Source organism: Streptomyces sp. NPDC002566, assembly GCF_042889585.1.
Taxonomy (GTDB): domain Bacteria; phylum Actinomycetota; class Actinomycetes; order Streptomycetales; family Streptomycetaceae; genus Streptomyces.
On sequence record NZ_JBIARD010000006.1, the window covers coordinates 15,754 to 37,576 of the forward strand.

Annotated in this window: 22 protein-coding genes, 2 tRNA genes and 1 riboswitch; of the genes, 10 read left to right on the forward strand and 14 right to left on the reverse strand. The window is 69.8% G+C overall.

Going from position 1 to position 21,823, the window contains the following annotated elements:
- Positions 1–137: 137 nt before the first annotated feature.
- Together trmB and ACFYXA_RS24185 are read left to right on the forward strand one after the other, a co-directional pair.
- On the forward strand, positions 138–962 hold the full coding sequence (trmB, locus tag ACFYXA_RS24180) for a tRNA (guanosine(46)-N7)-methyltransferase TrmB (RefSeq protein WP_389036229.1): 825 nt from the start codon (positions 138–140) through the stop codon (positions 960–962).
- A gap of 51 nt (positions 963–1,013) precedes the next feature.
- Complete coding sequence (locus tag ACFYXA_RS24185; protein WP_389036232.1) at positions 1,014–2,675, forward strand: PrsW family intramembrane metalloprotease; 1,662 nt, start codon at positions 1,014–1,016, stop codon at positions 2,673–2,675.
- A 69-nt stretch (positions 2,676–2,744) separates the two neighbouring features.
- Here the strand turns inward: ACFYXA_RS24185 and ACFYXA_RS24190 are convergent, their stop codons facing one another.
- The 4 genes from ACFYXA_RS24190 to ACFYXA_RS24205 form a co-directional block, all read right to left on the reverse strand.
- Positions 2,745–3,689: an aldo/keto reductase gene (locus tag ACFYXA_RS24190; RefSeq protein WP_352251289.1), complete on the reverse strand. Its 945-nt coding sequence runs from the start codon at positions 3,687–3,689 to the stop codon at positions 2,745–2,747.
- Positions 3,690–3,764: 75 nt separating this feature from the next.
- Positions 3,765–4,811 (reverse strand): M23 family metallopeptidase, encoded by a 1,047-nt coding sequence (locus ACFYXA_RS24195; protein ID WP_389036235.1) that lies wholly within the window; start codon positions 4,809–4,811, stop codon positions 3,765–3,767.
- Positions 4,812–4,818: 7 nt separating this feature from the next.
- Positions 4,819–4,977, reverse strand: a riboswitch (cyclic di-AMP (ydaO/yuaA leader).
- Positions 4,978–5,329: 352 nt separating this feature from the next.
- A tRNA-Met gene (locus tag ACFYXA_RS24200) sits at positions 5,330–5,403 on the reverse strand.
- A 99-nt stretch (positions 5,404–5,502) separates the two neighbouring features.
- The gene (locus ACFYXA_RS24205) at positions 5,503–6,636 is read right to left on the reverse strand and encodes a dihydrofolate reductase family protein (protein WP_389036237.1); all 1,134 of its coding nucleotides are present in this window, start codon (positions 6,634–6,636) and stop codon (positions 5,503–5,505) included.
- 50 nt (positions 6,637–6,686) lie between these two features.
- On the opposite strand from ACFYXA_RS24205, the gene ACFYXA_RS24210 reads away from it, so the two are divergent.
- Positions 6,687–7,208 carry a MarR family transcriptional regulator gene (locus ACFYXA_RS24210; protein WP_352251283.1) on the forward strand — a complete coding sequence of 174 codons (522 nt, stop codon included), beginning with the start codon at positions 6,687–6,689 and terminating at the stop codon, positions 7,206–7,208.
- Positions 7,209–7,411: 203 nt separating this feature from the next.
- The gene (ribA, locus tag ACFYXA_RS24215; RefSeq protein ID WP_352251281.1) at positions 7,412–8,047 is read left to right on the forward strand and encodes a GTP cyclohydrolase II; all 636 of its coding nucleotides are present in this window, start codon (positions 7,412–7,414) and stop codon (positions 8,045–8,047) included.
- A gap of 19 nt (positions 8,048–8,066) precedes the next feature.
- Here ribA and ACFYXA_RS24220 read toward each other — a convergent pair whose 3' ends face one another.
- The 8 genes from ACFYXA_RS24220 to ACFYXA_RS24255 form a co-directional block, all read right to left on the reverse strand.
- Positions 8,067–8,465 carry an ASCH domain-containing protein gene (locus ACFYXA_RS24220; RefSeq protein WP_389036242.1) on the reverse strand — a complete coding sequence of 133 codons (399 nt, stop codon included), beginning with the start codon at positions 8,463–8,465 and terminating at the stop codon, positions 8,067–8,069.
- Between the two features lie 145 nt (positions 8,466–8,610).
- Positions 8,611–9,813 (reverse strand): FtsX-like permease family protein, encoded by a 1,203-nt coding sequence (locus ACFYXA_RS24225; RefSeq protein ID WP_389036245.1) that lies wholly within the window; start codon positions 9,811–9,813, stop codon positions 8,611–8,613.
- Positions 9,810–10,526: an ATP-binding cassette domain-containing protein gene (locus ACFYXA_RS24230; RefSeq protein ID WP_389036248.1), complete on the reverse strand. Its 717-nt coding sequence runs from the start codon at positions 10,524–10,526 to the stop codon at positions 9,810–9,812. The genes ACFYXA_RS24225 and ACFYXA_RS24230 overlap by 4 nt, the downstream gene beginning before the upstream one ends.
- A 52-nt stretch (positions 10,527–10,578) precedes the next feature.
- The gene (locus tag ACFYXA_RS24235) at positions 10,579–12,183 is read right to left on the reverse strand and encodes a hypothetical protein (protein ID WP_389036251.1); all 1,605 of its coding nucleotides are present in this window, start codon (positions 12,181–12,183) and stop codon (positions 10,579–10,581) included.
- A 26-nt stretch (positions 12,184–12,209) separates the two neighbouring features.
- Positions 12,210–12,701: a hypothetical protein gene (locus ACFYXA_RS24240; protein ID WP_242620783.1), complete on the reverse strand. Its 492-nt coding sequence runs from the start codon at positions 12,699–12,701 to the stop codon at positions 12,210–12,212.
- Positions 12,702–13,022: 321 nt separating this feature from the next.
- Positions 13,023–13,940 (reverse strand): hypothetical protein, encoded by a 918-nt coding sequence (locus ACFYXA_RS24245; protein ID WP_389036254.1) that lies wholly within the window; start codon positions 13,938–13,940, stop codon positions 13,023–13,025.
- Positions 13,941–14,207: 267 nt separating this feature from the next.
- A tRNA-Lys gene (locus tag ACFYXA_RS24250) sits at positions 14,208–14,281 on the reverse strand.
- Positions 14,282–14,431: 150 nt separating this feature from the next.
- Positions 14,432–15,454, reverse strand: coding sequence for a hypothetical protein (locus ACFYXA_RS24255; RefSeq protein WP_382077161.1), 1,023 nt, complete (start codon positions 15,452–15,454; stop codon positions 14,432–14,434).
- A gap of 113 nt (positions 15,455–15,567) precedes the next feature.
- On the opposite strand from ACFYXA_RS24255, the gene ACFYXA_RS24260 reads away from it, so the two are divergent.
- Complete coding sequence (locus ACFYXA_RS24260) at positions 15,568–16,131, forward strand: HD domain-containing protein (RefSeq protein WP_384607194.1); 564 nt, start codon at positions 15,568–15,570, stop codon at positions 16,129–16,131.
- On the opposite strand, the gene ACFYXA_RS24265 is transcribed toward ACFYXA_RS24260, so the two are convergent.
- Entirely contained in the window at positions 16,119–16,586 is a 468-nt protein-coding gene (locus tag ACFYXA_RS24265) for an NUDIX hydrolase (RefSeq protein ID WP_389036258.1), read from the reverse strand. The genes ACFYXA_RS24260 and ACFYXA_RS24265 overlap by 13 nt on opposite strands.
- On the reverse strand, positions 16,573–17,346 hold the full coding sequence (locus ACFYXA_RS24270; protein WP_389036261.1) for an XRE family transcriptional regulator: 774 nt from the start codon (positions 17,344–17,346) through the stop codon (positions 16,573–16,575). Before ACFYXA_RS24270 ends, ACFYXA_RS24265 begins: the two co-directional genes overlap by 14 nt.
- Positions 17,347–17,443: 97 nt before the next feature.
- Here ACFYXA_RS24270 and ACFYXA_RS24275 point away from each other — a divergent pair, with 97 nt between their 5' ends.
- The 5 genes from ACFYXA_RS24275 to ACFYXA_RS24295 all read left to right on the forward strand — a co-directional run bounded on the left by ACFYXA_RS24275 (position 17,444) and on the right by ACFYXA_RS24295 (position 20,957).
- On the forward strand, positions 17,444–18,136 hold the full coding sequence (locus ACFYXA_RS24275) for an HAD family hydrolase (protein ID WP_389036264.1): 693 nt from the start codon (positions 17,444–17,446) through the stop codon (positions 18,134–18,136).
- A gap of 105 nt (positions 18,137–18,241) precedes the next feature.
- On the forward strand, positions 18,242–19,144 hold the full coding sequence (locus ACFYXA_RS24280) for a radical SAM protein (RefSeq protein ID WP_125499775.1): 903 nt from the start codon (positions 18,242–18,244) through the stop codon (positions 19,142–19,144).
- A gap of 61 nt (positions 19,145–19,205) precedes the next feature.
- Positions 19,206–19,778, forward strand: a complete 573-nt coding sequence (locus ACFYXA_RS24285) for a hypothetical protein (RefSeq protein ID WP_389036267.1) — start codon at positions 19,206–19,208, stop codon at positions 19,776–19,778.
- Positions 19,696–20,358, forward strand: coding sequence for an SAM-dependent methyltransferase (locus ACFYXA_RS24290; RefSeq protein WP_389036270.1), 663 nt, complete (start codon positions 19,696–19,698; stop codon positions 20,356–20,358). The genes ACFYXA_RS24285 and ACFYXA_RS24290 overlap by 83 nt, the downstream gene beginning before the upstream one ends.
- 11 nt (positions 20,359–20,369) lie before the next feature.
- On the forward strand, positions 20,370–20,957 hold the full coding sequence (locus ACFYXA_RS24295) for a class IV adenylate cyclase (RefSeq protein WP_125499778.1): 588 nt from the start codon (positions 20,370–20,372) through the stop codon (positions 20,955–20,957).
- Positions 20,958–21,823: the final 866 nt, after the last annotated feature.

Consider the following 21,823-nt stretch of genomic DNA (forward strand, 5'->3'; position numbering starts at 1 on the left):
TCGGCCCGGCTCCCGTCTGAGAGCGGGCCGCGCCCCCCGCCTGTCGCGGGGCGCCGGTGCCGTGCCCTCGTGGGTGGCGCAAGCCCGGTTGCCTCGGATCCCGCGTGCCTCGTAGGGGCACGTAAAATCGACCCACTGTGTCTGATTTCCTGAGCTCCGAGTCCTCCGCCCAAGGTCATGCCCCGGGTGAGTCCGTCCGGTACACGCGGGCCAAGGGCGAGCCCCGTTTCCCCGACGGGCCCAAGGCCGATCCCGCCGGTTCGCACTTCGAGCGGCGGATCCGCAGCTTCCAGCCCCGGCGGAGCAGGGTGACCGCCGGTCAGGCCGACGCGCTGCAGCGGCTGTGGCCCAAGTGGGGCCTCGACATCGACGGCCGGCCCCTCGACCTGGCCGAGCTGTTCGGCGACGACCGCCCCGTCGTCCTGGAGATCGGCTTCGGGATGGGCGAGGCCACCGCGCAGATGGCCGCCGCCGACCCGGGCACCAACATCCTCGCGGTGGACGTGCACACCCCGGGCCAGGGGAACCTGCTCGCCCTCGCCGACCGCAACGGCCTGGCCAACGTGCGCGTCGGCAACGGCGACGCGATCATCCTGCTGCGCGAGATGCTCACCCCGGACTCCCTGGCCGGACTGCGCGTGTACTTCCCCGACCCGTGGCCCAAGAAGCGGCACCACAAGCGGCGCCTCATCCAGCCGGAGTTCCTCGACCTCGCCGCGACGCGACTGAGGCCGGGCGCGCTCGTGCACTGCGCGACCGACTGGGAGCCGTACGCGGAGCAGATGCTCGAGGTCCTCACCGCGCACCCCGAGTTCGAGAACACCAGCCCGGACGGCGGTTTCGCGCCACGTCCCGCCTTCCGTCCGCTCACCCGTTTCGAGGGACAGGGGCTGGACAAGGGTCATGTGGTGAACGATCTGCTCTTCCGCCGCGTACAGCACGGGGAGCGCGGGGATCACTGACCGGCCGAAATCCCCTACACCGCCGTCCTCTCGCTCGTTAGGGTCGATGCCGTGGCCATCAGTCCGCCGTTTCCGCCGTACCCGCCGGACCCCGGCACAGCAGCCGAGGGCAGTGGGCTCCGGCACGCGCACTGGTGGCAGCACAAGTGGGTCCGCTACGGCGCCCTGATCACCCTGCTCGCGCTGTCCGGACTGGTCATCCTGGCCCTCGTCCGCGAACAGACCGGCACGCAGGGCTTCCTCGTGGGCCTGGGGCTCGCGATCCTGCCCGTACCGCTGCTCATAGCCGCGTTCCGCTGGCTGGACCGGGTCGAGCCCGGCCCCTGGCGGAACCTGATCTTCGCGTTCGCGTGGGGGGCGTGCGCGGCGGCGCTGATAGCGATCGTCGCCAACAGTTTCGCGACGAGGTGGATCGCGACCTCGACCGCCGACCCCTCCAGCGCGGACACCCTCGGCGCGACGGTGATAGCCCCGGTCGTGGAGGAGTCCGCGAAGGCGGCGGCCGTGCTCCTCGTCTTCCTGTTCCGCAGACGGGACTTCACCGGGCTCGTGGACGGCGTGGTGATCGCCGGCGTCACCGCGACCGGCTTCGCGTTCACCGAGAACATCCTCTACCTGGGCACCGCGTTCGGCACCGACCAGCTCAGCGGCGACAGCGGCATCGCCTCCGTGACCGCGGCGACCTTCTTCGTACGCGTCATCATGTCGCCGTTCGCGCATCCCCTGTTCACCGTCCTGACCGGCATCGGCTTCGGCATCGCGGCGCTGTCCGGGGAAGGGCGGCGGGTGCGCAGGGTCCTCCTCCCGCTGGGCGGGTTGCTGCTCGCGATGGGCATGCACGCCCTCTGGAACGGCTCGTCGGTCCTCGGCGCGTGGGGCTTCTTCGCGGTGTACGGGGCGTTCATGGTGCCCGCGTTCGGCGTGCTGACCTGGCTGGTGGTGTGGACGCGGCAGCGCGAGCTGGGCACGGTCCGCGAGGAGCTGCCCGCGTACGCGGCGGCCGGCTGGATCACGCCGGCGGAGCCGTACGCGCTCGGTTCGATGCGGGCGCGCCTGCTGGCCCGCAAGTACGCCCGGCAGCACCTCGGCAAGCCCGCCGGGCGGACGGTCGCACAGTACGAGGCCTACGCGACGTCGCTGGCATTCCTGCGGCACCGGGGGCGGCTCGGCCGGGCCGGCGCCGACTTCGTCTCCCGGGAACGGGAGCTGCTGAACGAGCTGTGGCGACGCAAGGACGTGGCCCGGCCCGCGCTGGAGCACGCGGCCCGTATGACGGCCCCTCCGGTACCGGTGACCGTGCCGCCCTGGCCGGTCCACGGGATGTACGGGCACCCGGTGCCGGGACCGTACCCGCACCCCGGACCCGTACGACCCGGGCCGTACGGGGGCTACGGGTCGCCCGCGGGTTACGGGGCAGCCGGCGGATCCGGGTCGTACGGGTCTCACGGGGCGCCCGGCGGCCCCGGGACGCACGGAGCACCCGGCGCCTACGGGTCGTACGGGGGCCAACACCCGCACGCCGCCGGCCCCGCGGGACAGCACGGGTACGCCGGACAGCCCGGTCACATGGGACAGCCCGCACCCGTGGGCGGGCCCGGATACGCCGGACCCCCCGCGCCTGCCCCTCCGGGGCACCCCGCGCCCTCAGGACACGCGGGCTCCCCAGGACACACGGGGCTTCCGACCCACCCGGGCCACACTCCCTACGGGTGAGCCCCGAGGAACGGCACCCGCCTCAGACGGGGTGACGCTCCGCCACGGCTCACGCCATTCCGGCACCGCTCACGCAGAAGCCTCCGTCAGCCGCGCGACCTCCGCCTCCGTCAGTTTCAGTCCGCCCACCGCGAGCAGTGCCGGCAGCTGGTCCACCGTCCGCGCGGAGGCGATCGGCGCGGCCACCGTCGGCTGGGCGGCGAGCCAGGCCAGGGCCACCGTGGCGACCTCGGCGTCGTGCGCCCGGGCGATCTCGTCCAGAGCGACCAGGACCCGCCGGCCCCGCTCGGTCTCGAGGTGCTTGGCGGCGCCCTCGGCCCGCGCGCTGTCGACCGTCGCGCCGGGCCGGTACTTGCCGGTGAGGAAGCCGGAGGCGAGCGAGAAGTAGGGGACGGCGGCGAGACCGGCCTCGGCGGCGGTCTCCTGCAGCGCGCCCTCGTAGGTGTCGCGGGAGACCAGGTTGTAGTGGGGCTGGAGGGCCACGTACCGGGCGAGTCCCTCGCGGTCGGAGAACTCAAGGGAGGCGCGCAGTCGCTCGGGCGAGATGTTGGAGGCGGCGATGTGCCGCACCTTGCCCGCTTTCACCAGCTCGTCGAGCGCGCCGACGATCTCCTCGACGGGGACCTCGGGCTTGTCGAAGTGGGTGTAGTAGAGGTCGATGTGGTCGGTGCCGAGGCGGCGGAGGGAGGCGTCGGCGGCGGCCTTGATGTTGGCGGCGGTCAGCCCCTGGTAGTCGGGGTGCTGGCTGACCTTCGTCGCGACGACGACGTCGTCGCGGTTGCCGCGCGCACGGAGCCACTTGCCGATGAGCGTCTCGGACTCACCGCCGCTGTTGCCCTCGACCCAGGCGGAGTAGGAGTCGGCGGTGTCGAGGAAGTTGCCGCCTGCGGCCGTGTAGGCGTCCAGGACGGCGAAGGTGGCCGCCTCGTCGGCGGTCCAGCCGAAGACGTTGCCCCCGAGGGCCAGCGGGAAGACCTCGAGGTCGGAGGAACCTAGCTTGCGCAGAGAAGTCATGCCTCACTTCAACGCGAAGGCCGGAGGTGCGCATTCCGCACCTCCGGCCAAGAGTTCGCAAACGTCAGGACAACCTCAGGGGTTGAGTCCCTTGTCCCGCAGCCAGGCCGCCGGGTCGATGCCGGAGCTGCCGCCGCCGGGGTGCACCTCGAGGTGGAGGTGGGCGCCGGTGACGTTGCCGGTGGCGCCGACGCGGCCGATGACCTCGCCGGTGGTGACCTTCTGGCCGACGCTGACGCTGATGGAGGACTGGTGGGCGAACCAGATCTCGGTGCCGTCGTCCAGGGTCAGCTCGGTCTTGTACCCGTACGACCCGTCCCAGCCGGCCGAGGTGATCGTGCCGCTGTGCACGGCCTTGATCAGGGTGCCGGTGGGGGCGGCGAAGTCGAGCCCGGTGTGGTGCCCGGAGGACCAGTAGGCGCCGGCCTCGCCGAACGTCGAGGTGAGGGTGTACGAGGAGGTCGGCAGCGTGTACTGGCCGGCGAGCTTGGCCAGGCGTGCGGCCTCGGCCTTCTCCGCGGCTTCCTCGGCGGCCTTCTGCTTCGCGGCGGCGGCCTTGGCCTCCGCCTCCTCCTTGGCCTTCGCGGCGGCGTCAGCCTGGGCCTTGACGGCGGCCGCCTTGGCGGCCTCGGCCGCCTTGGCCTCGATCTGGGTCTGCTGCGACTCGGCCTGCGCCATGATCCGGCTGCGGAGCACCTCGCCGGCGTCGGCGGTGCTCTCGGCGACGGTCTGGTCCGCGGTCGCGGTGGCCACCGGCTCGGCGGTGACGCTGCCGAAGGCGGCGAGGGCCGGTGCGCTCTCCTGGGGGGTGTCATCGTCGGAGATGAGGGAACCCACGGAGGGGAGGTCCGGCATGGAGATGGAGACCGGCGGCTTGCCGGTGTTGGCGCTGGCCATGCCGGCGCCGCCGACTGCGGCTATGACGCCGACGCCGAGAACCGTGGAGCTACGGGCGAGTCCGCCGCGCTGCTTGGCGACACGATGCCGGCCGCGAACCGGGCGAACGGACTCCGCGGTGGGGTTCCATTCCTCCCAGGGGCCCTCGTCGGTGCGGTAGCTGCCATAGCCGAACGTCTGGCTGGGCACGGAGGGGGCTTCTGCGGCAGGCCGGTTGGACGCCACGCGGGCGTACTCCTTTCCTTCCGTCGCCTACCGGGTTAGCTGACGGGTTCGGAGCGGGAAGGTCTCCTACGCGCGTAAACCGGCCGTTGTCATACGGCGGCTTCGCGTGATTCACCCCATGGTGGTGGTTCCCCGGTTCCCTTGCGGGATTCGGCGCGTGCGCACGGAGCCGACTCTTGTGTCGGCTGGGACGACCGCGCTGCGTTATCGAACGTTAATAGACGCAGGGGCATGTTTCCAAGCCGTTCTTCTTGATCAACAACATTTCTGGCCTGGACGTTCTCCCCATGAGCGGTGAAAAACGGGCGAGTTGACCGCCCCTCCACCCCTACGGGTCACTCCTGAACCGGACACCACAAGTGACGGGCGCCCGGACGCCATGCGCAGGGCGCTCATGCGGTCACACTATGTGACGGCGATCAAGGGAGTCATCCCTCCCGGGCGGTACACGGGGTAGCCCTCCGGAGGGAGACGCACCGAGGGCCGGAACCCAATGGGTTCCGGCCCTCGGCCTTCAGTAGCGGGGACAGGATTTGAACCTGCGACCTCTGGGTTATGAGCCCAGCGAGCTACCGAGCTGCTCCACCCCGCGTCGGTATGACACCAGTGTAGACCATGCGCGGGACCCCGAATGACCACCGCCCGGATCAGGGGCGCTCAGGGCCCGGGCGGGCCGGAAACCGGGGCGCGCTCAGGGTGCCGTCAGGTGGCTGTTGGGAACTCTGGCACGCTCCTCGTACTCGGGCAGCACCAGCACTTCCACTCCCGCGGAAGCCAGCAGCCCGCTGCCGTCGGCCTCGCGGACGAAGGTGTCCGGCTCCCGCCAGGCCGTCGCCACACGGCGGACGCCCGCGTCCAGGATCAGACGGGCGCAGGGGGCCGGCCGGGAGGAGCGCTGCGCGCAGGGCTCCAGGCTGCTGTACACGGTCGCCGTCGCCAGCCGGGGGTCCGCGGGGTCGATCTTCGCGAGGGCCGCCTCCTCCGCGTGGACGACCGGGTCGCCGGCCTCCCGCGAGTGACCGCGCGCCAGCTCCGTCCCGTCGGCGGCCACCACCACCGCGCCCACGCTGAACGCGGTCCGCGACGGCGGGCAGGCGGCCGCCAGCTCACAGGCGAGGGCCAGCCAGTGCCGGTCGGCGGCGACGGGCAGCGGTCCGGTGCCGGGCGCGGTGGGCTCGTAGCGGGTGAGGACGACGTCCTCGATGCGCCGCGTCTCGACCAGCCGCAGCCGTCCGCCCTGGTAGCCGCCGGGCCCGAAGAGCCGGGGCGCGCCCGCGTCGCCCACGAAGAGGGGAGCCAGGACGAGCTGGATCTCGTCGGCGAGGCCCTGCTGGAGGAGCTGGGTGTGGATCGTCCCGCCGCCCTCGACCATGAGGCGCCGCACGCCCCGGACGTCATGCAGGTGTTCGAGGAGCCGGCGCCAGTCCAGGGCGGGGCCGAGCGGGACGACGTCGGCGGCGATGCCGAGCGAGCGGGCGCGCCCGGCTCCCTCGTCGGTGGTGTAGACGACCTTCTCGCCGCCCGTGCGCCAGAAGTTCGCCGCCGGGTCCAGCTCGCCGGAGCCGCTGACCGTGACCTTGAGCGGGTACTCAGGGCGGCCCGAAGCGACCCGGGCAGCCCTGCGGTCCGGGGAGTTGACCAGGAGCCGGGGGTTGTCCGCGCGGATGGTGCCGGCGCCGACCAGGATGGCGTCCACCGAGGCGCGCACCTCGTCGACCCGGTCGAAGTCGGCGGGACTGGAGAGCAGCAGGCGATCGGGGCCGGTGTCGTCCAGGTAGCCGTCGAGGGAGACGGCGGCGGACAGCAGGACGTACGGGTACGGCATCGCGCGACCTCTCCCTTGGTTCAAGTTTGAAGCAAACTTACACTGGTGGCATGACGACCCGCTGGCTCACCCCCGAGGAGCAGCGCGCCTGGCGCGCTTACGTCGCCGGCTACCTCCTCCTGGAGGACGCCATCGACCGGCAGCTCCAGCAGGAGGCCGGCATGCCCCATCTCTACTACTCCATCCTCGCGAACCTCTCCGAGTCGCCGGAACGCCGGCTGCGGATGACGGACCTCGCCGAACGGCTGAAGATCACCCGCAGCCGGCTGACGTACGCGGTCACCCGGCTGGAGAAGGACGGGCTGCTGCGGCGCGAGGACTGCCGCTGGGACAGGCGGGGAAGCGTCGCGGTCCTGACCGACGAGGGCATGACGGTCCTGGAGAACACGGCGCCCGGCCATGTCGACACGGTCCGGGCCTTCCTGTTCGACCGGCTCACGCCGGAGCAGGTGGGGCAACTGGAGGAGATCTTCACGCAGGTCACGCGGGGACTCCAGGGCGACGGCGAGGAGGGCGCGCCGGAGGACCTCCCGTGGCGCCGCCGGTCGTCGCCGTGCTCCGGGAACGAGTGAGACCGGCCGGGACCGCGTGAGACCGACCGGGACCGAGTGAGGCCGACCGGGCACGAGTGACGCCGGCCGCTCGCACCCGTGCCCCGCATGGCCCACGTCACAACCGGTCCCGGTTGCTTCAAAGTTAAAGCATGGGATAGCGTCAGGCTCGGTCGATCTGCTTCAAATCTGAAGCATCCGTTTCCCGGACCGGGAGGACCCGCATGCCCGACACCCCTGCCGCCACCCCGCGAGCCCGAGTCCGGGTGCCGCTGCGCTTCGGTGACGGATACTCCGTCGACGCCGAACTGGTCACCTTCCACGGCCTGGCCGACGGCCAGGAGCACGTCGCCGTGGTCCTCGGCGACCCCGGCCCCGTCCCCCTGGTCCGGCTGCACTCCGAGTGCCTGACCGGCGACGTCTTCGGCTCCGCACGCTGCGACTGCGGCCCCCAGCTGCGCGAGGCGGTCGAACGCATCGCCGACCGCGGCGGCGTGCTGCTCTACCTGCGCCAGGAAGGCCGCGGCATCGGCCTCTACAACAAGCTCGACGCGTACGCCCTCCAGGACCAGGGCCTGGACACCTACGAGGCGAACGCCGCGCTCGGCCTGCCGGAGGACGACCGCGACTACACGGCCGCCGCCCAGATGCTGCGCGCCTTGGGCATCTCCGGGCTCGACCTGCTCTCCAACAACCCTGACAAGGCAGGCCAGTTGCGGGCGCTGGGGATCGACGTCCTGGACCGGGTGCCGACGGGCGTCTTCACCACCGAGCACAACGTCCGCTACCTGCGGGCGAAGGTCCTCCAGACCCAGCACACCCTGCCACTGGCGAGCCTCACTGGACTCAGCGTCGGCTGAACCCCGTAGTACTGCGGGACTACACCGTCTCCACGACCCGGAACGCCAGGCACACCACGGGCGTGTCCTCCTCCACCGGCGCGCCCTCGGAGTCCCAGAATCGGCGGTGTCCCGCCCGCCACTCCTCCAGGTCGGCGTCGCCTTCCCCCTCGGCCGCCGCGTGCGCCCAGGTCACCTCGGCGAAGACGGTCCGCTCGACGCCGGTGACCTCGACGGTCGCGACACGCACACCGTCGACGTCGACCAGCGCGAGGCGCTCACCGACGTACTCCAGCCCCTCGGTCTCCTCCACGTACTCCGCGAGCAGCCCGGTCGTGGCCCTCTTCGACCCGTCGAGCACAAGGGAGTTGAGCCGCGCCCGCATCTCGTCCGGGCTGCCGAGCTCCAACGCCCGCATGCCGTCCACCCGTGGCCACATCGTCGTCTCCTCCACCCGTAGGGGTCCGGCTCAGCGGCCGGGCCTCGTCAGCGGACCCCACCTGCGCCGGCCGGCAGCCCACCGAACGCGACCACCGAAGCAGCATGATGGTCCCCACCCCGACGATCACACCACCGCATGACGCCTACACACCGTGCGCCCGCGCCACCAGATAGGGATCACGCCTCAGCGCCTCCCGACTGCCGAGCAGAGTGCCGAGCGCGAGCCCGAGGGCGGGCAACACCAGAGTGGACGCGGCCCAGCCGAGCCCCGGCAGCGCGTCGAGCGGGGCGATGGGGAGCCCCAGCAGGCCGCTGAGCGGACGCGCCAGCGCCGCCGACGTCCCGGCCCCGACGAGCACACCGGCGAGGCCTGCCGCTCCGCCGGTCAGCACGGCCTCGTCGAGGAGGATCCGCCGCAGCTCGCCGCGCCCGGATCCGAGGATCCGCAGAACCGCGAACTGTCCGATCCGCCCCCGGACGCTGTCTCCGGCCCGTACCGCGCCCAGCACCACGGCGCCCACCGCGAGAACCAGCACGCCCGCGCGCATGGCGAGGTCCGCTGCCCCGAACAGCCCCGGCAGGTGCCGCACCCTGTCGGACACGGGAGACGCCGAGAACCCGTCCCGCCGCAGGGCGGTGACGACGGACGCCACGTCCCGCTGGTGACGCACCACGACCACGGCGGACCGCGCCCCTTCCTTGTCCCGGAAGACCTCCGCCGTCTGCCCTGCCCGCGCGGCCGCCAGGTACACCGCCGTCCCCTCGGCGAGATAGGCCGTCCCCGGCCCGTCGACCTGCCAGCCGGGGTCGTACAGCCCGACGACCTTCAGCCGCAGCACCTCCGTCCCACCGGAGGCGCTCCCGGTCGCCCTGGTGTACCCGAAGGCGAGGGACCGTCCCAGGAACGGCCGGAAGTCGGTCCCCTGCGCGGAGGCGGGCAGGACCACCTCTCCCTCCGAGAGCCGTCCGGAGGGCGCCGCCCCCTCGACGTAGGGCAGATCATCGCCCGGCGTCAGCGTGTGACTGGGCAGGTCGTAGGTGCCGTCCTCCTCGGCGTACAGCACGGAGACGTAGTCGGCGACGACCTCACGGACGCCGGACACGCCGTCTGCCTCGCGCAGGGCGGAGGCGGTCAGGGGCCGTACCGACGCATCCCCCTCGAACGCCGACAGCTCGATCTGGGTCAGACCGCCCGACCCCAGCACGTCCCGCTCCACGGCCCCGGCGGCGCCGCCGGCCACACCGGCGGCCGTGGCCAGGAGGGCGGCGAGAACGGCGAGGGCGGGGAGCCCCCGACGCAGGGAACACGGCTCACGCACCCATGTGTACAGACACCACCGACTCATCCCAGAGCCCCTTCGTCCGCTGTCTCGTGCGCACCGGCACCGGTTCCGGCCTTGTACAGCACACCGGCGTCGAGCACATACCGCTCTTCGCACGCCTGCGCGACGGCACTCGCGTGCGTGACGAGCAGCACGGCGGCGCCCCGCTCGGCGCAGGCGCGCAAGGCACGCATCACGGAGTCCGCGTTGTCGGGATCCAGGCCGGAGGTCGGCTCGTCGGCCAGCACGAGCGCCGGCTTCTTCACGGCGGCGCGCGCGACGGCGACCCGCTGCCGCTGCCCCCCGGACAGCTCGGCCACCGGTGCGTCGGCCAACTCCCCCATCCCCAGGTCCCCGAGCAGCTCTCGGGCCACGGCCCGGTGCCGGCCCAGCCGGGGTCCGAAGGCTGCGGCGACGTTCTCCCACGCGTTGAGGAAACCGAGCAGCCCGAGATCCTGGAGAACGATGCCGATCGAACGCCGCCGCAGCAGGTCCCGTTCGGCCCCGGCAAGGCGCGCGGTGTCCGTCCCGGCGATGCGCAGGACACCGGCGTCCGGCGAGAGGATCAGCCCTAGCAGGGCCAGCAGCGTGCTCTTCCCCGAACCCGAGGGCCCCTCGACGGCTGCCATGACCCCCGCGTCGAGCCGTAGATCCGCGGATACGAGACCACCGCCCGACCCGCCGTACCGGAAGGCGAGGCCTTCGGCCAGGACGGGTGGCGCTGAGTCGGTGCACATGAGGGAAGCGTCCTTTCGAGAGGGATCCCGGGCGAGGGACCGGAGTTCGGCGTCAGGCGAGGAGGTAGTACGCGGCCCGGGTCGCCTCGGCGGACGCGGCGCCGCCCGGCGCGTCGGCGTACAGGTCGGGGAACTTCGCGTCGCGGTAGCGGTCGAGCAGACGGGGCAGTCCGTCCCACCACGCTTGCGGGATGCTCCGGTCGGAGGCGAGTGCCGCCTGCACCGCATCGGAGGCGGTCGCCAACTTCCCGTCGCGCAGCGCCTGCTGTGCCTGCCCCATGAGATCGGCGTGCGCGGTGAGTTGTCGTGCCCGGTTCGTGCAGCCCGCGTCGGCGAGGACGACCACGATGCGCAGCGAGGTGTCGGACAGCACGGTGTCCTCACCCGCGGGCAGGTCGACGGCGGTGCGCGGGCATCCCAGCCCGAACTCCGCTCGCGCCGCCATGGTTCCGTACCAACTCCGCTGGTTCGCCTCGGTCAGGCGGGCGGGCACCACCAGCGCGGCGGCCTCCTTCACGCCCTTGTCCGCCTGTGGTCCGCAGGCCAGGGACAGGCGGTGACACGTCATCGCAAGGAGAATGCGGTCCGAGGCCTCGAGTGCGGGATCGGAACCCAACTGCCGGAGCCGCTTCCTGAGCCACTGTGGGGTGTGCGCCTGCCGGGCGCTGGCGGTGAGGGCGCGGGCGGCTTCGTAGGTGGCGGTGAGGGTGCCGAGCTGCGTCGGCGCCTTGGCGACGAGGCCGTCTGGACGGACGCCGCCGACAGCGGTGGGCAGCGACGACGCCGGGCGGTCGGCCGCCAGCAGGAGCGCACGCCTGGCCAGCCACCGGGTCTGCGGGTCCGGGTCGCGCAGGGCGGGCAGCAGACAGGTCTGCGTCTGCCGCGTCAGCTGCCGGCGCAGCAGAGCCCACGCCGCTCGCTGAACGGGGTCCACGGCCGTGCAGTCGGCCGTCGCCGCGGTGTCGGCGTCCCTCAGTGCACGCGTGGCACGAGCCGTCACTCCCACATCCCGCAGAGCCTCGACGGCATAGAGCGCAGGCGCCGGCTGCCCGGCCCGAGCGGTGTCGGCCGCGAGGCGGTCGAGCGTCGTGCGGGGCACCTCGTCGTCGGCGCCCAGACAGGTCGCCGTACGGAGGAAGGCGGCACGCGTAGCGAGCGAGGTCAGGGCGTCGTCGCCGCGGTCCGGTGCGCGCAGGTAGGCGAGCGCCTCGCTCACCGCCCGGCGCCGGAGCCCGGCCCGCTCCAGAACCTCCCCCGCGTCCGGGTTGCTCGAATCCGCCATCGCCAGGCACACGTAGTGCGCTTGCCAGGCGGGAGTGTCCAGCATGTCGGTGCGGACGAGGTCCGCCAGCGCCTGGCGGTCGAGCGCCGGGACCTGACGACCGGCGAGAGCCGCCTCCAGCCGTCCGAACGCGGTCGGATACAGGGCCGGGTCCCGCCCGACGTCGGTACGGCCCGCGCGCACCAGGTCGTTGGCGCCACGCAGGGCGTCGAGCTGCTCGGCCAGGCGGCTTCCCGGAGGTTCAGGGCGTTCGACGACTCCGCCGCCGGCCATCGAGACGGCGAGCGCCCCGGCGGCCACCGCCATCACTCCCGCGGCGAGCGCATGACGACGGCTCGGACGGCGCGCCCCGCCCGGAAGAAGACTGCTCCTCACGCGGCCGCTCCGCTTCAACTCGTCGCTCAGTCGTTGGCACAGGCGGAAGCGAACGCCTTGACCCCGGACTTGAAGGCGCCGCCGTCGGAGCAGGTGGTGATGCTCGTGTTCAACGAGCCGCCCGGATCGGCGATGCCGTTGATGTCAGCGATCCAGGTGTTCTCGTTGGTCCAGCTGACCTGCCGGGTGTTCTCACTCACCTGCGTCCCGCTGGGACTCAACGCGAGGGTGGCCTGCCAGCCGTTCGCCTTGACGGTGGCCATGTTGGTGATCTTGCTGACGTTGTACTTCACGCCGCCCTTCTTGGCCTTGGTGGAGGTCTTGAAGGAGCACTTGTCGGCGTAGGCGCTGCACTGCCAGGCGTTCACCTCGAGCTTGGCGCCGGTGCCGGGCAGAGCCGTCGAGGCGGAGTCGGAGATGGCCACGCTCGGCGTGACGTACCCCATGACCAGCACCGAGACCAGTCCCGTGGTCAGCAACGTCCTCTTCATCGTCGGTCCCCCGTGTTCATGCGTCATGTCCACCCGTCCTTGATCAGGCGCCGAACAGTACATGCCGCACATTCCAGAACATGCGCCCGAAAACGATGCATGAGCGGCCCTCCCACCCCGAAGCCGACACCACCCCACCCGAGGCCAGACCGCGTTTCCGGCCCGGACACAACACCGCACCCAGCCACCCCGAACCCCGCATCGACCACGGGAGCCCGCCCTTGATTCACCCGCGAGAGGTAGGCCGACCGCTGGGAGGTTCCCCATGAACGGGGGCCGACCAGGGTGGTGGAAGCCAAGGATTCGGGGTTTCACGAGTTCGCCGAACCTGTGCGCCGCACCATCTGCTCACGCAGAGAGCAAGCCGAGGTACTCCTCGCCTTTTTCCGTGATCCGCATGGCATTGTCACTCATCGAGCGGTTGGCAAATCCCTGACGATGCAGGCCCGTGAAGTGACCGGTCATGTCCCGGTTGGGTATCGCGTCTCCGAGCTTGTCGGTGAGCCAAGCAGCCTCCGTGTTCTGGAGGGCTTCGACACCGAGGTGCTTCGCCAACTTGAGGGCCCAGAGGAGCTTGTCCCGCTTCAGCTTGACCCGGTGGTAGGGAATCACCCCATCGAGCGTCGTGGGAATCTGGTCGAGGCCGGCGAACGCCTCCGGTACGGGGACAGAGCGCGGCCTCTGCCTGGCCGCACCCCCTCGCGACGCGAAACCCGCGCCAGCGGACTTGCCGCCACGCCTGACGCGAAGGCCGCCGAAGCCGTCCTCGATCACGTTCTGGGCTGCCTGCGACAGGTAGAACTCACCCTTGACCTCCCCCTCATGAATCCAGCCCACCTGCACGGCTCTGTCAAAGTCACGGGTGAAGTGTGCCGGGATGCGCTCACGCGCCCGCTGGAAGAGTCTCCGTACATCACTCTGCGTAAAGGCGTCATGGCCTTCCACTTGCGTCAGATACGAGGCAAAGGCGGTCATCTTCTCCGGGTTGGTTCTCGCACCCGAGAACTCCAGCGCTTGGCGCGGACCCTCGACGGACGGCCGAGGGCGTTCCTTGTCCCGCGCGGGGAGTTCTAGGCGAGCCTCTTCAGCCTCGAGGGCAAGCGCCGGGTGAAGAGCAGGACGCTCGGGGGCATGCTCTGGACGCCCCGGCTCCGGCGGAGCCTGCAGTAGGCCGATCACCTGGGCGCCTTGGGCCACACTTATGTCCTGTTCGAACGCGATGCGACCACTGAGGACCAATCGGACTTCTTTGGCTATATCAGTCATATAAGAACGGTAGCTCTCATGACAGCCGTGGCAAAGAGTGGCCGAGAGTTGATGCCTCGCGGTAGGGCGTCTTCTCAGCGTGGTGCGATGGCACCGCGCGTGGACGATGACCCTGGAAGGCGCCGAGCCGGAGCCAGGAGGCAGCTCGCAGGCGTGGCCGCCCGGTTTCCCCTGCGGGTCGGCGGCGAGCCAGCCCGCGATCAGAAAGAGGACGTGAAACGGACTCGCCCCCAGCTCGAAGTGCCTCTGAGCTGGGGGCGATTCTGTAGGCCCTGTGGGACTCGAACCCACAACCAATGGATTAAAAGTCCTGGCCAAGGCTTGCCGGGTGGTTCCGGGCCGTGCTTCGGGGTCCGGAACCACCTGGTCAGGGCATGTGCGCCGTGACGGGCGGTGTGGCTCGTGACAGCTCGTGCCGCATCGTCCGCTCACGCATCGCTCACGCAAAAAGAACCTGCTGAGCAGCGCGTTCAGTACCAATGAGCGCAGTACTACTGCTTCAAAATGCTCATGATCTCGGCCGCTTTGGCGATTGCGACCCGCGGCCCGTATGCGGCCGCAGCAGCCACCACAGCTACAGCGGCCGCCAAGACGGTCTCGACTCCTGAGGGAAGCCCCGTCAGAACGGCCAGGCAAACCGCTGCTACTGGAGCGGAGACCACGGCAACCAGCCGAAGCCCTTCTCGGTTGGCCACCGGAACCGTGCCTCGAAGCCTCTGCTCTGGCAGAAGCCTGCCAGCGTTTCCGGCAGCGTAGCTGTTGCCGATCTTGGCGAGCAGCGCGGCCAGACTGCGGAGCCCACCAATGCCCTTGGTGTCAACCTGCGCCTCGGCAAGCTGCAGTTTTGCCACTACGAGGGCGGCGTGACGCTTTGTGCTGCGCTGCCGGGGAGATCCACGCCTGACGCTGTTCGAGATCCGGTGAACCCGCAGAAGCGACCGCCGAACGATGGAGCACGTGTCATCCAGATGCCGAAGCGCCTGATGCCTGGCGCTCGTATCCGCGCTGGCCACAGCCTCACACGCCTCGATGGCAGCCATGATCGAGAGCAGGAATCTGTAACCCACGATGGCCTTGCCACGCCGGGCGGCCCACATCAGGAGGGGCAACGTCACACCAGCGAGCATCAGCGCCGGTGGCCTCAGGTCCGGTTGCACCCGCTGAGTGTCGATGGTTTTGATCACGGCGATCAACAGGTCGAAGGCCCCCATGCTGACCGCGAAGGTGAGCAGTTGATAGCGGAGTTTTACGGATCCGGCGGTTTTCCGGCCAGCCTCACGGAGATCATGGATCGGCAGGTCTGCCAAACCAAGCCGTTGGAGCGCCTGAGCTGTCGGCGCTATGTCCCGATCGGCAACCCTCGCGTTCCAGGCCGACCACCACTCTTGTATCCGGCGGATCCGACGCGCGACCCAGGCAAGCGATCGGTACGTCACCATCACTATGGCAACGAGTAACACAGCTCCGATGACCGACCGCTGGATCGCGGCTATGCGCTCCAAGTCGATGTGCATAGGAGGATCCTGGCGTGGAGCGCTGACACTCGCTGCCGACTCGACCTAGTTTGGTGCTGCTTGGTGGGGGCGCCGTGGTGTGTTCGAGAGACCTTGGGGGCATCAAGCCAGACATGGCCGATCTGATCACGAAGTGGGCGACGGAGGTAGCCGAATCCGAGCTCGCCGCTGAGCTTCCCCGGAGGTGGGCCCATACGCAAGGAGTGGCCGAGCGCGCCACCGAAGTCCGGGGGCTTCTCGGGGAGCACAGCGCTCTTCTCGTCGCTGCCGCCACCCTGCACGACATCGGGTACGCACCTCGGCTGGCCGTGACCGGGTTCCACCCGCTGGACGGGGCCAGGTTCCTCCGTGACGAGCATGGGGCCGACGAGCGGCTGGTGCGGCTGGTCGCGAACCACTCTTTTGCCCTGCTGGAGGCTGAGGAGCGCGGGCTGCGGGACGAGTTGGCGTCGGAGTTTCCGTTGCTGGAGGAGCCGTTACTGGTGGACGCTCTCGTCTACTGCGACATGACGACGACGCCCGACGGCGCCCGGACCAGTGCGCCGGAGCGGATCGCGGAGATCAACAGTCGGTATGGCGCGGACAGTGTGGTCGGCCGGTTCATCCGCCGCGCGGCGCCGGAGATCCTCTCTTCTGTGCAGAGGATCGAGGCGGCGCTGGCGGCTCAGCCGAGGTAGGGATAGGTGCCGGCCAGGTAGTCCCCGATCTGCTGGCGCATGCTCGGGTGGATGTCGTACTGGTCGAGGTCGGCCGGCTGGACGAAGCGCACCCCGTCAGCCTCGTCGTTGATCGTGGGAGCTCCGCCGATGGGGCGGCCGATGTACGTGTTCTCGTACTGCTGGCGGATCTCTCCGTCGCTGTAGGCGACGATGTGGTTCGGGTTGGTGTAGACGCCGAGGAAGCCGGTGATCTCGGCGATGATCCCGGTCTCTTCCAGGCACTCGCGTACCGCACACTCTGCCGCGGTCTCGCCGATGTCCTGCGCGCCTCCGGGAAGCGCCCACTGGCCGGTGTCACGGCGGCGCTGGAGAAGGATGGCCCCGGTCTCGTCGACGACGAGCAGGTTGCTGGCCGGGATAAGCGTGTTTGCCTTCGGGGCGGCCGGGTCGTTGTAGTACTCAGTCCTGCCCATGGGCGGTGGTCCTCTCGTGGTCGGGTGTCCACGACCGCGCGGCGGCCCAGACGGCATCGAAGCTCTGAGCGTAACTGTCGAACCACCCAGTGCCTTCAGTCCTCTTGAGGTGGAGCAGGGGGTTGGCGCTGGCCGGCTGCCCCCAGATGTGGGGGTTGACCAGGAGGTTGTCGTCGTAGCGGAACATGGACGTGTAGAGCGTGGTGTCGTGGAGGCGTACGGCACACCCGGCCTCGCCCAGCAGGGGTCGGTAGTACGTCAGTGATGCTCGGATCTTGGCGGCAAGAGTGTCGCCGATTCCCTCTTCGCGGCCTCGGATCGCGACGGCCTGGCCGTCCGGGTCACCGAAGCACAGGCGCACCCGGACCCCCTCCGCCGCGCGCTCGGAGAGCATCTTGGCTACGTGCGGATTGGACTGCGCGAAGAACGTGCCGGAGAAGACGAGGACACTGATCTCGTGCTGGGCCTCGCGCAGCAGCGAGAGCCAGACGTCACGCGGCACGCTGGCCCGGTTCTGATAAGTGCCGACCAGTTCGGTGCCTAACCCGTCACGCGCTCGGCCGGACCGTCGAGGCGGCGTCGGCCAAAGGAAGGTCTCTTCCACGCGCAGGTGGCGGGCGACGCGGAAGCGATGCCGTGCGTGTGGAACACGCCCTCCCAGCCACCGGCTCACCGTCTTGGGGTCCACCTCGCAGACTTCCGCGAGCGATTCGGGCGAGACGCCGCGCTGCGCGAGCACAGAGTGCAGTCGGTCGTTCACAGGAGCCATGGAAGCGGCCCCATGCATGATCGCGCAAGGACGTTATGGGACGTTGTCACGGAAGCAGAGCTCCGAAGGGACTGCCTACCCTGGCGCCATGGAGCTCATCGTCCTGTGGGACATCGACCACACCCTCATCGAGAACGCGGGGGTCAGCAAGGAGATCTACGCTGCCGCTTTCTCATCACTCGCGGGACGCGAACCGTCGGAGCCGGCGCGTACCGAGGGGCGCACGGATCGACTCATCATGCGGGATATGTTCCTTCGTGACGGGCTACCTGTACCCGAGTGGTCCGTCATCGAGGCCACCCTCGCGCAAGCTGGGCATGACCGCCTTGATGATCTGCGCCTGCGCGGGACGGCTTTGCCCGGGGTTCACGAGGTGCTCAAGGCCGCTGCCGCACGAAGTGGTTGGGTCTCCTCTGTCCTGACCGGCAACATCGCCGCCAACGCTCACGTGAAGCTTTCCGCTTTCGGCCTCGACTCGCTGTTGGATTTGCCTGCCGGCGCCTACGGAGCGGACGCCGAGCTCCGCCCCGAACTTGTCGCGGTCGCGCGTGAACGCATACAGCAGCGCCGTGGCGTTCCGGCCGATGTGCCCGTCGTCCTGGTGGGAGACACCCCCCGCGACGTGGAAGCCGCCCTCGCCACTGGTTCCGCGATCCTTGCGGTCGCCTCTGGTGTCCACAGTGCCGAGGAACTGGCCGCTGCCGGCGCCTACGACATCCTCCCCGACCTGTCGGACACCAGGCGGGTTCTCGGCATCCTGGAGTCCTTCGCGGGCGCGTAAAACGTCCCAGGACGTCCTCGGACCGTCCCCGAACGCGGTGACGAGGTCCCCTGGCAGACCGCCACCATCGGGGTTCCCACCAGGCAGTCAGCCGAAGGAGCCCATGTGATCGGGGAAGTCACCGGGATCAGGAAGATCCGGATGCTGTACCTGCAGCTTCTGTACCGCTGCAACTTCACGTGCCTGCACTGCTTCCACGGCAAGCGACTTCAGTACGCCGACGCCTTCACCGCCGAGGAAGCCGTCAGACTCCTCACCCTGATGCGAGACGAATACGGCACGGAGGCCGTCACCCTCCTTGGCGGGGAACCGTTCGTCCACCGGGAGCTCCCGCAGGTCGTCCGGCACGCCAAGGAGGAACTGGGCCAGCGCGTCGAGATCTGCACCAACGGATACCGGATCGAGCGCCGCCTGACCGAGATCGCTCCACACCTGGACCTGCTCCGGGTCTCTTTGGAGGGCGTTGGCTCGACCAACGACGGCATCCGCAAGCGCGGCAGCTACCAGAGCGCCCTCAGCTCACTCAGCCTCGCACGGGACCTCGGTGTCCCGACGGGCGCGACCATGACCGTGACCTCTCACAACATCGGCGAGGTCCTCCCTCTCGCCAGCATCCTCGGGCAGCTCGGAGTCCGGCAACTGAAGCTCCACCACCTGCGGCCGGTAGGCAATGCAGCCGACCACCCCGAGCTGCTGGTCACGGACACGGCTGCCTACGGCCGGCTCCGCGAAGAGCTCGCGCAGACCAGGCTGCCGCTTGAGGTGATCGTCGACGAGGACCTCTCCGAGCACGGTGCTCCGGAGGTCTGCGCTCCGCCCGGCGGTCCTCGTGAGATCGACCGGATCGAGGCCGACCCGCGCGGTGCGCTCACCATGTCCTGCAAGGCGGTGGGCAAGGACTCTCACGCGTTCTGGTACGAGAAGGCCGCGAACCGCATCGTTCACAGGCCCTCCGCCACCGACGAGCTCACGCTCTCCGTACCGGACGTGGTGTACGCCCGTGCCTGACCAGCCGAGATTCGAGAGCCTGGAAGGCTTACGGGGCACTGGGAAGTCGACGATCGCTCCGATGCTCGCCGTTGCCCGTCAAGCCGTCCTTGTGCCCACCGTGCCAGCCTTCTACCAGCCCCTCAGGCGCGAGGTGGACAGGCGGACGAACGTCGAGGCTCGGATGTGCCTCTACCTCTCCGCACTGTTCACAGCAGCCGAAGAGATCCAGCGGCTCCTCAGAAGCGGCGTTCCGGTTGTCGTGGAGAGCTATTTCGCCCGGTGCCTAACCAGCCACCGAGCCTTGGGCGCCCGGCTCGGCGTCACTCTGCCGGCCTGGCTGCCGACTCCCGTCACGTACTACCTCGTCTGCGCTGAGGACGAACGCCGGCGCCGCCTCGCAGCCCGGGACAAGCCGATATCGCGATGGGACGCGCTGGCGGAGACCGTCACGGACCAAGTGGCGGATGCCTACGCCTCGTTCCCGATGCGACGCATCGACACCACAGGGCTCACCCCCGAACAAGTCCTCCGCGTGATCACCGCCACCGATACGCAAGGAGCGCCCTCCCATGCAGACACAGAGCTTGTGGGAGCACACCCTCACCTTCTTCCCTCAGTTCCTCGCGACCCTGCGGGAACGTGTTGCTCCTGACTCCACCGTCGTCGTCGTCGGTGCGAGCGACGGCAAGTTCGTCCTGCCCCTGGCCGCCGCCGGGTACCGCGTAGTGGCCATCGAACGCGACGCGCTCGCCGTGCATGGAGGTGAGGTACGCCTCCCGGGTGACAGCCAGGTGCACGCCATGGGGTTGATCGACCGGCTCAAGCTGGAGGAACTCCACGACCGTGTGCAGGTGATCGAAGAGGACTTCCTCGCGGGGAAACCTTTGGACGTGCCGTGCGAGGCGGTCTGGACGAGCTGCTCGTGGCACTACAGTGCCAACCACCACCGCCCTCTCGCCGAGTTCGTCGACCGCATGCAGCGCCTGGTCCGCCCGGGCGGTGTGTTCGGTGCGGAGTTCATGATGCCCGTGGAAAGGCGCCATCACTTGGTGGAGCACTACACCTCTCCGGAGCGCCTGCACCGTCACTTCCTCGGGGACTGGGACGTGCTGCTCACCTTGCGCACGAACGAGTTCACCGAGCGGCCTCACATCGGCCAGCCACACGACCACATCCATCGCATGGGCCTGCTCCTGGCGGCCCGTTCGTCCACCCTCACCGACCGTCTCTGAGAGAAGGATCCATGAAGCACGAGTACGAGGCGAAGTTCCTGGCCGTCGACGTCGCCGGCCTGCAGGCCAAGCTGGCTGCCCTCGGCGCCGTCCAGGCGCTTCCCCGCACTCTCCTCACCCGCAAGATCTTCGAGAACGACTCCCTCGACGGCGGGGCGTGGCTCCGTCTGCGGGACGAGGGCACCCGCTCAACGCTCACGCTCAAGCAGGTCACCGACGCCACGACGATCGACGGCACCAAGGAGATCGAGACCGAGGTCGCCGACCTGCACGCCATGGCCGACATCCTCCGCCGGGTCGGCCTCACCGAGGTCCGCTACCAGGAGAACTACCGCGAGGAGTGGCGCCTGGGAGAGGTCGCCTTCGACTTCGACACCTGGCCCGACCTCCCCACGTTCCTGGAGATCGAGGGGCCCGACGAGGCGTCCGTTCGCCAGGCCGCCGATCTTCTGGGACTCGACTACTCCCAGGCCCGGTTCGGCAGCGTCGACGAGATCTACAAGAGCGAGGCCGGCCGCGACATCCTCGCCGAGCCCACCCTGCTGTTCTCCGACGGCGAGAAGCAGGAGAGTGCTTCCGCGGTGACCCAGGGATCCTGATCGAGGAAGCCGACGAACCATGCTGACGGAAATCGCCTTACAGCACAGGGTGATACCCGGGATCGCGGAATTCGCCCGGGGCGGGCTACCCGCCCCAGCAGCCACGGACGACGGCAACGAATGGGTCGACGGTTTCTGCTGGCTCTACTGCGGCCGACGCTGGACACGCGTGCTGTGGATCGGCCCCGCGAGCGTCGCCGGCGCTCAGGCTCCCATGTACGCGTGCGGGCCCTGCATCCGCGAACTCCAAGCGCGCGTCTGGGAGTCGCTGATCAGCAGGGACGAACCGGCTTCCTCTGATCCCTCTCCCGCAGCCACGGTCGCGGGACCGCCCTCGGCCCGACGTACCGGCAGGCACCGCGGCCAGAGCAGGTTCCTGCGACGCAGTTGAGCCCCCGCCCTGGTCTCGGAAGAGCCTGCCGTTCCCCCGCGGCACGAGCCCGGTGGCCAGGGCGGGATTCCAGTGGTACCCCAGCGTGTAAGCGGCGGCCAGCTCCACCGGGGAGGCTCCTGGGAGCCGACTCGAACTTACGATCCGCGATGCATGGTGCCAAGGAGGCGACGTTCGCCACCAGCGCCGCCATGCCCTACCCCGGAACATTCGTGTTTGTTCCCGCCCCGATTCTCGGACCGACGAGCCAACATAGGCCCATGGCCCTGCTCAGCCCCGCTCAGCGGCTCGCTGCACACGTTCGGTCTGTCCTCGGCGACGGCCCGTTCCACCCGCCAGGTGGGTGGACCCACATGGGCGCTGTCATCTGCGACGCCAGCTTCCACGCGCGCTGTAAATATGAACTGACACTTCGGCCGAGGCTTCTTCGTCTCCAATCGGCGTGGCCTGACGCTTCCACGGTCCGCGGCTTCCG

What these genes read in the sequence shown, in the direction of transcription:
- ACFYXA_RS24265 (WP_389036258.1), bottom strand. Translation starts at nt 16,586, where the DNA reads ATGGGCAGGACTGAGTACTACAACGACCCGGCCGCCCCGAAGGCAAAC.
- ACFYXA_RS24220 (WP_389036242.1), bottom strand. Translation starts at nt 8,465, where the DNA reads ATGTGGCCACGGGTGGACGGCATGCGGGCGTTGGAGCTCGGCAGCCCG.
- ACFYXA_RS24245 (WP_389036254.1), bottom strand. Translation starts at nt 13,940, where the DNA reads ATGACTGATATAGCCAAAGAAGTCCGATTGGTCCTCAGTGGTCGCATC.
- ACFYXA_RS24255 (WP_382077161.1), bottom strand. Translation starts at nt 15,454, where the DNA reads ATGCACATCGACTTGGAGCGCATAGCCGCGATCCAGCGGTCGGTCATC.
- ACFYXA_RS24240 (WP_242620783.1), bottom strand. Translation starts at nt 12,701, where the DNA reads ATGACGCATGAACACGGGGGACCGACGATGAAGAGGACGTTGCTGACC.
- ACFYXA_RS24210 (WP_352251283.1), top strand. Translation starts at nt 6,687, where the DNA reads ATGACGACCCGCTGGCTCACCCCCGAGGAGCAGCGCGCCTGGCGCGCT.
- ACFYXA_RS24260 (WP_384607194.1), top strand. Translation starts at nt 15,568, where the DNA reads ATGGCCGATCTGATCACGAAGTGGGCGACGGAGGTAGCCGAATCCGAG.
- ACFYXA_RS24295 (WP_125499778.1), top strand. Translation starts at nt 20,370, where the DNA reads ATGAAGCACGAGTACGAGGCGAAGTTCCTGGCCGTCGACGTCGCCGGC.
- ACFYXA_RS24275 (WP_389036264.1), top strand. Translation starts at nt 17,444, where the DNA reads ATGGAGCTCATCGTCCTGTGGGACATCGACCACACCCTCATCGAGAAC.
- ACFYXA_RS24285 (WP_389036267.1), top strand. Translation starts at nt 19,206, where the DNA reads ATGCTCGCCGTTGCCCGTCAAGCCGTCCTTGTGCCCACCGTGCCAGCC.
- ribA (WP_352251281.1), top strand. Translation starts at nt 7,412, where the DNA reads ATGCCCGACACCCCTGCCGCCACCCCGCGAGCCCGAGTCCGGGTGCCG.
- ACFYXA_RS24230 (WP_389036248.1), bottom strand. Translation starts at nt 10,526, where the DNA reads ATGTGCACCGACTCAGCGCCACCCGTCCTGGCCGAAGGCCTCGCCTTC.
- ACFYXA_RS24225 (WP_389036245.1), bottom strand. Translation starts at nt 9,813, where the DNA reads ATGAGTCGGTGGTGTCTGTACACATGGGTGCGTGAGCCGTGTTCCCTG.
- ACFYXA_RS24190 (WP_352251289.1), bottom strand. Translation starts at nt 3,689, where the DNA reads ATGACTTCTCTGCGCAAGCTAGGTTCCTCCGACCTCGAGGTCTTCCCG.
- ACFYXA_RS24205 (WP_389036237.1), bottom strand. Translation starts at nt 6,636, where the DNA reads ATGCCGTACCCGTACGTCCTGCTGTCCGCCGCCGTCTCCCTCGACGGC.
- ACFYXA_RS24290 (WP_389036270.1), top strand. Translation starts at nt 19,696, where the DNA reads ATGCAGACACAGAGCTTGTGGGAGCACACCCTCACCTTCTTCCCTCAG.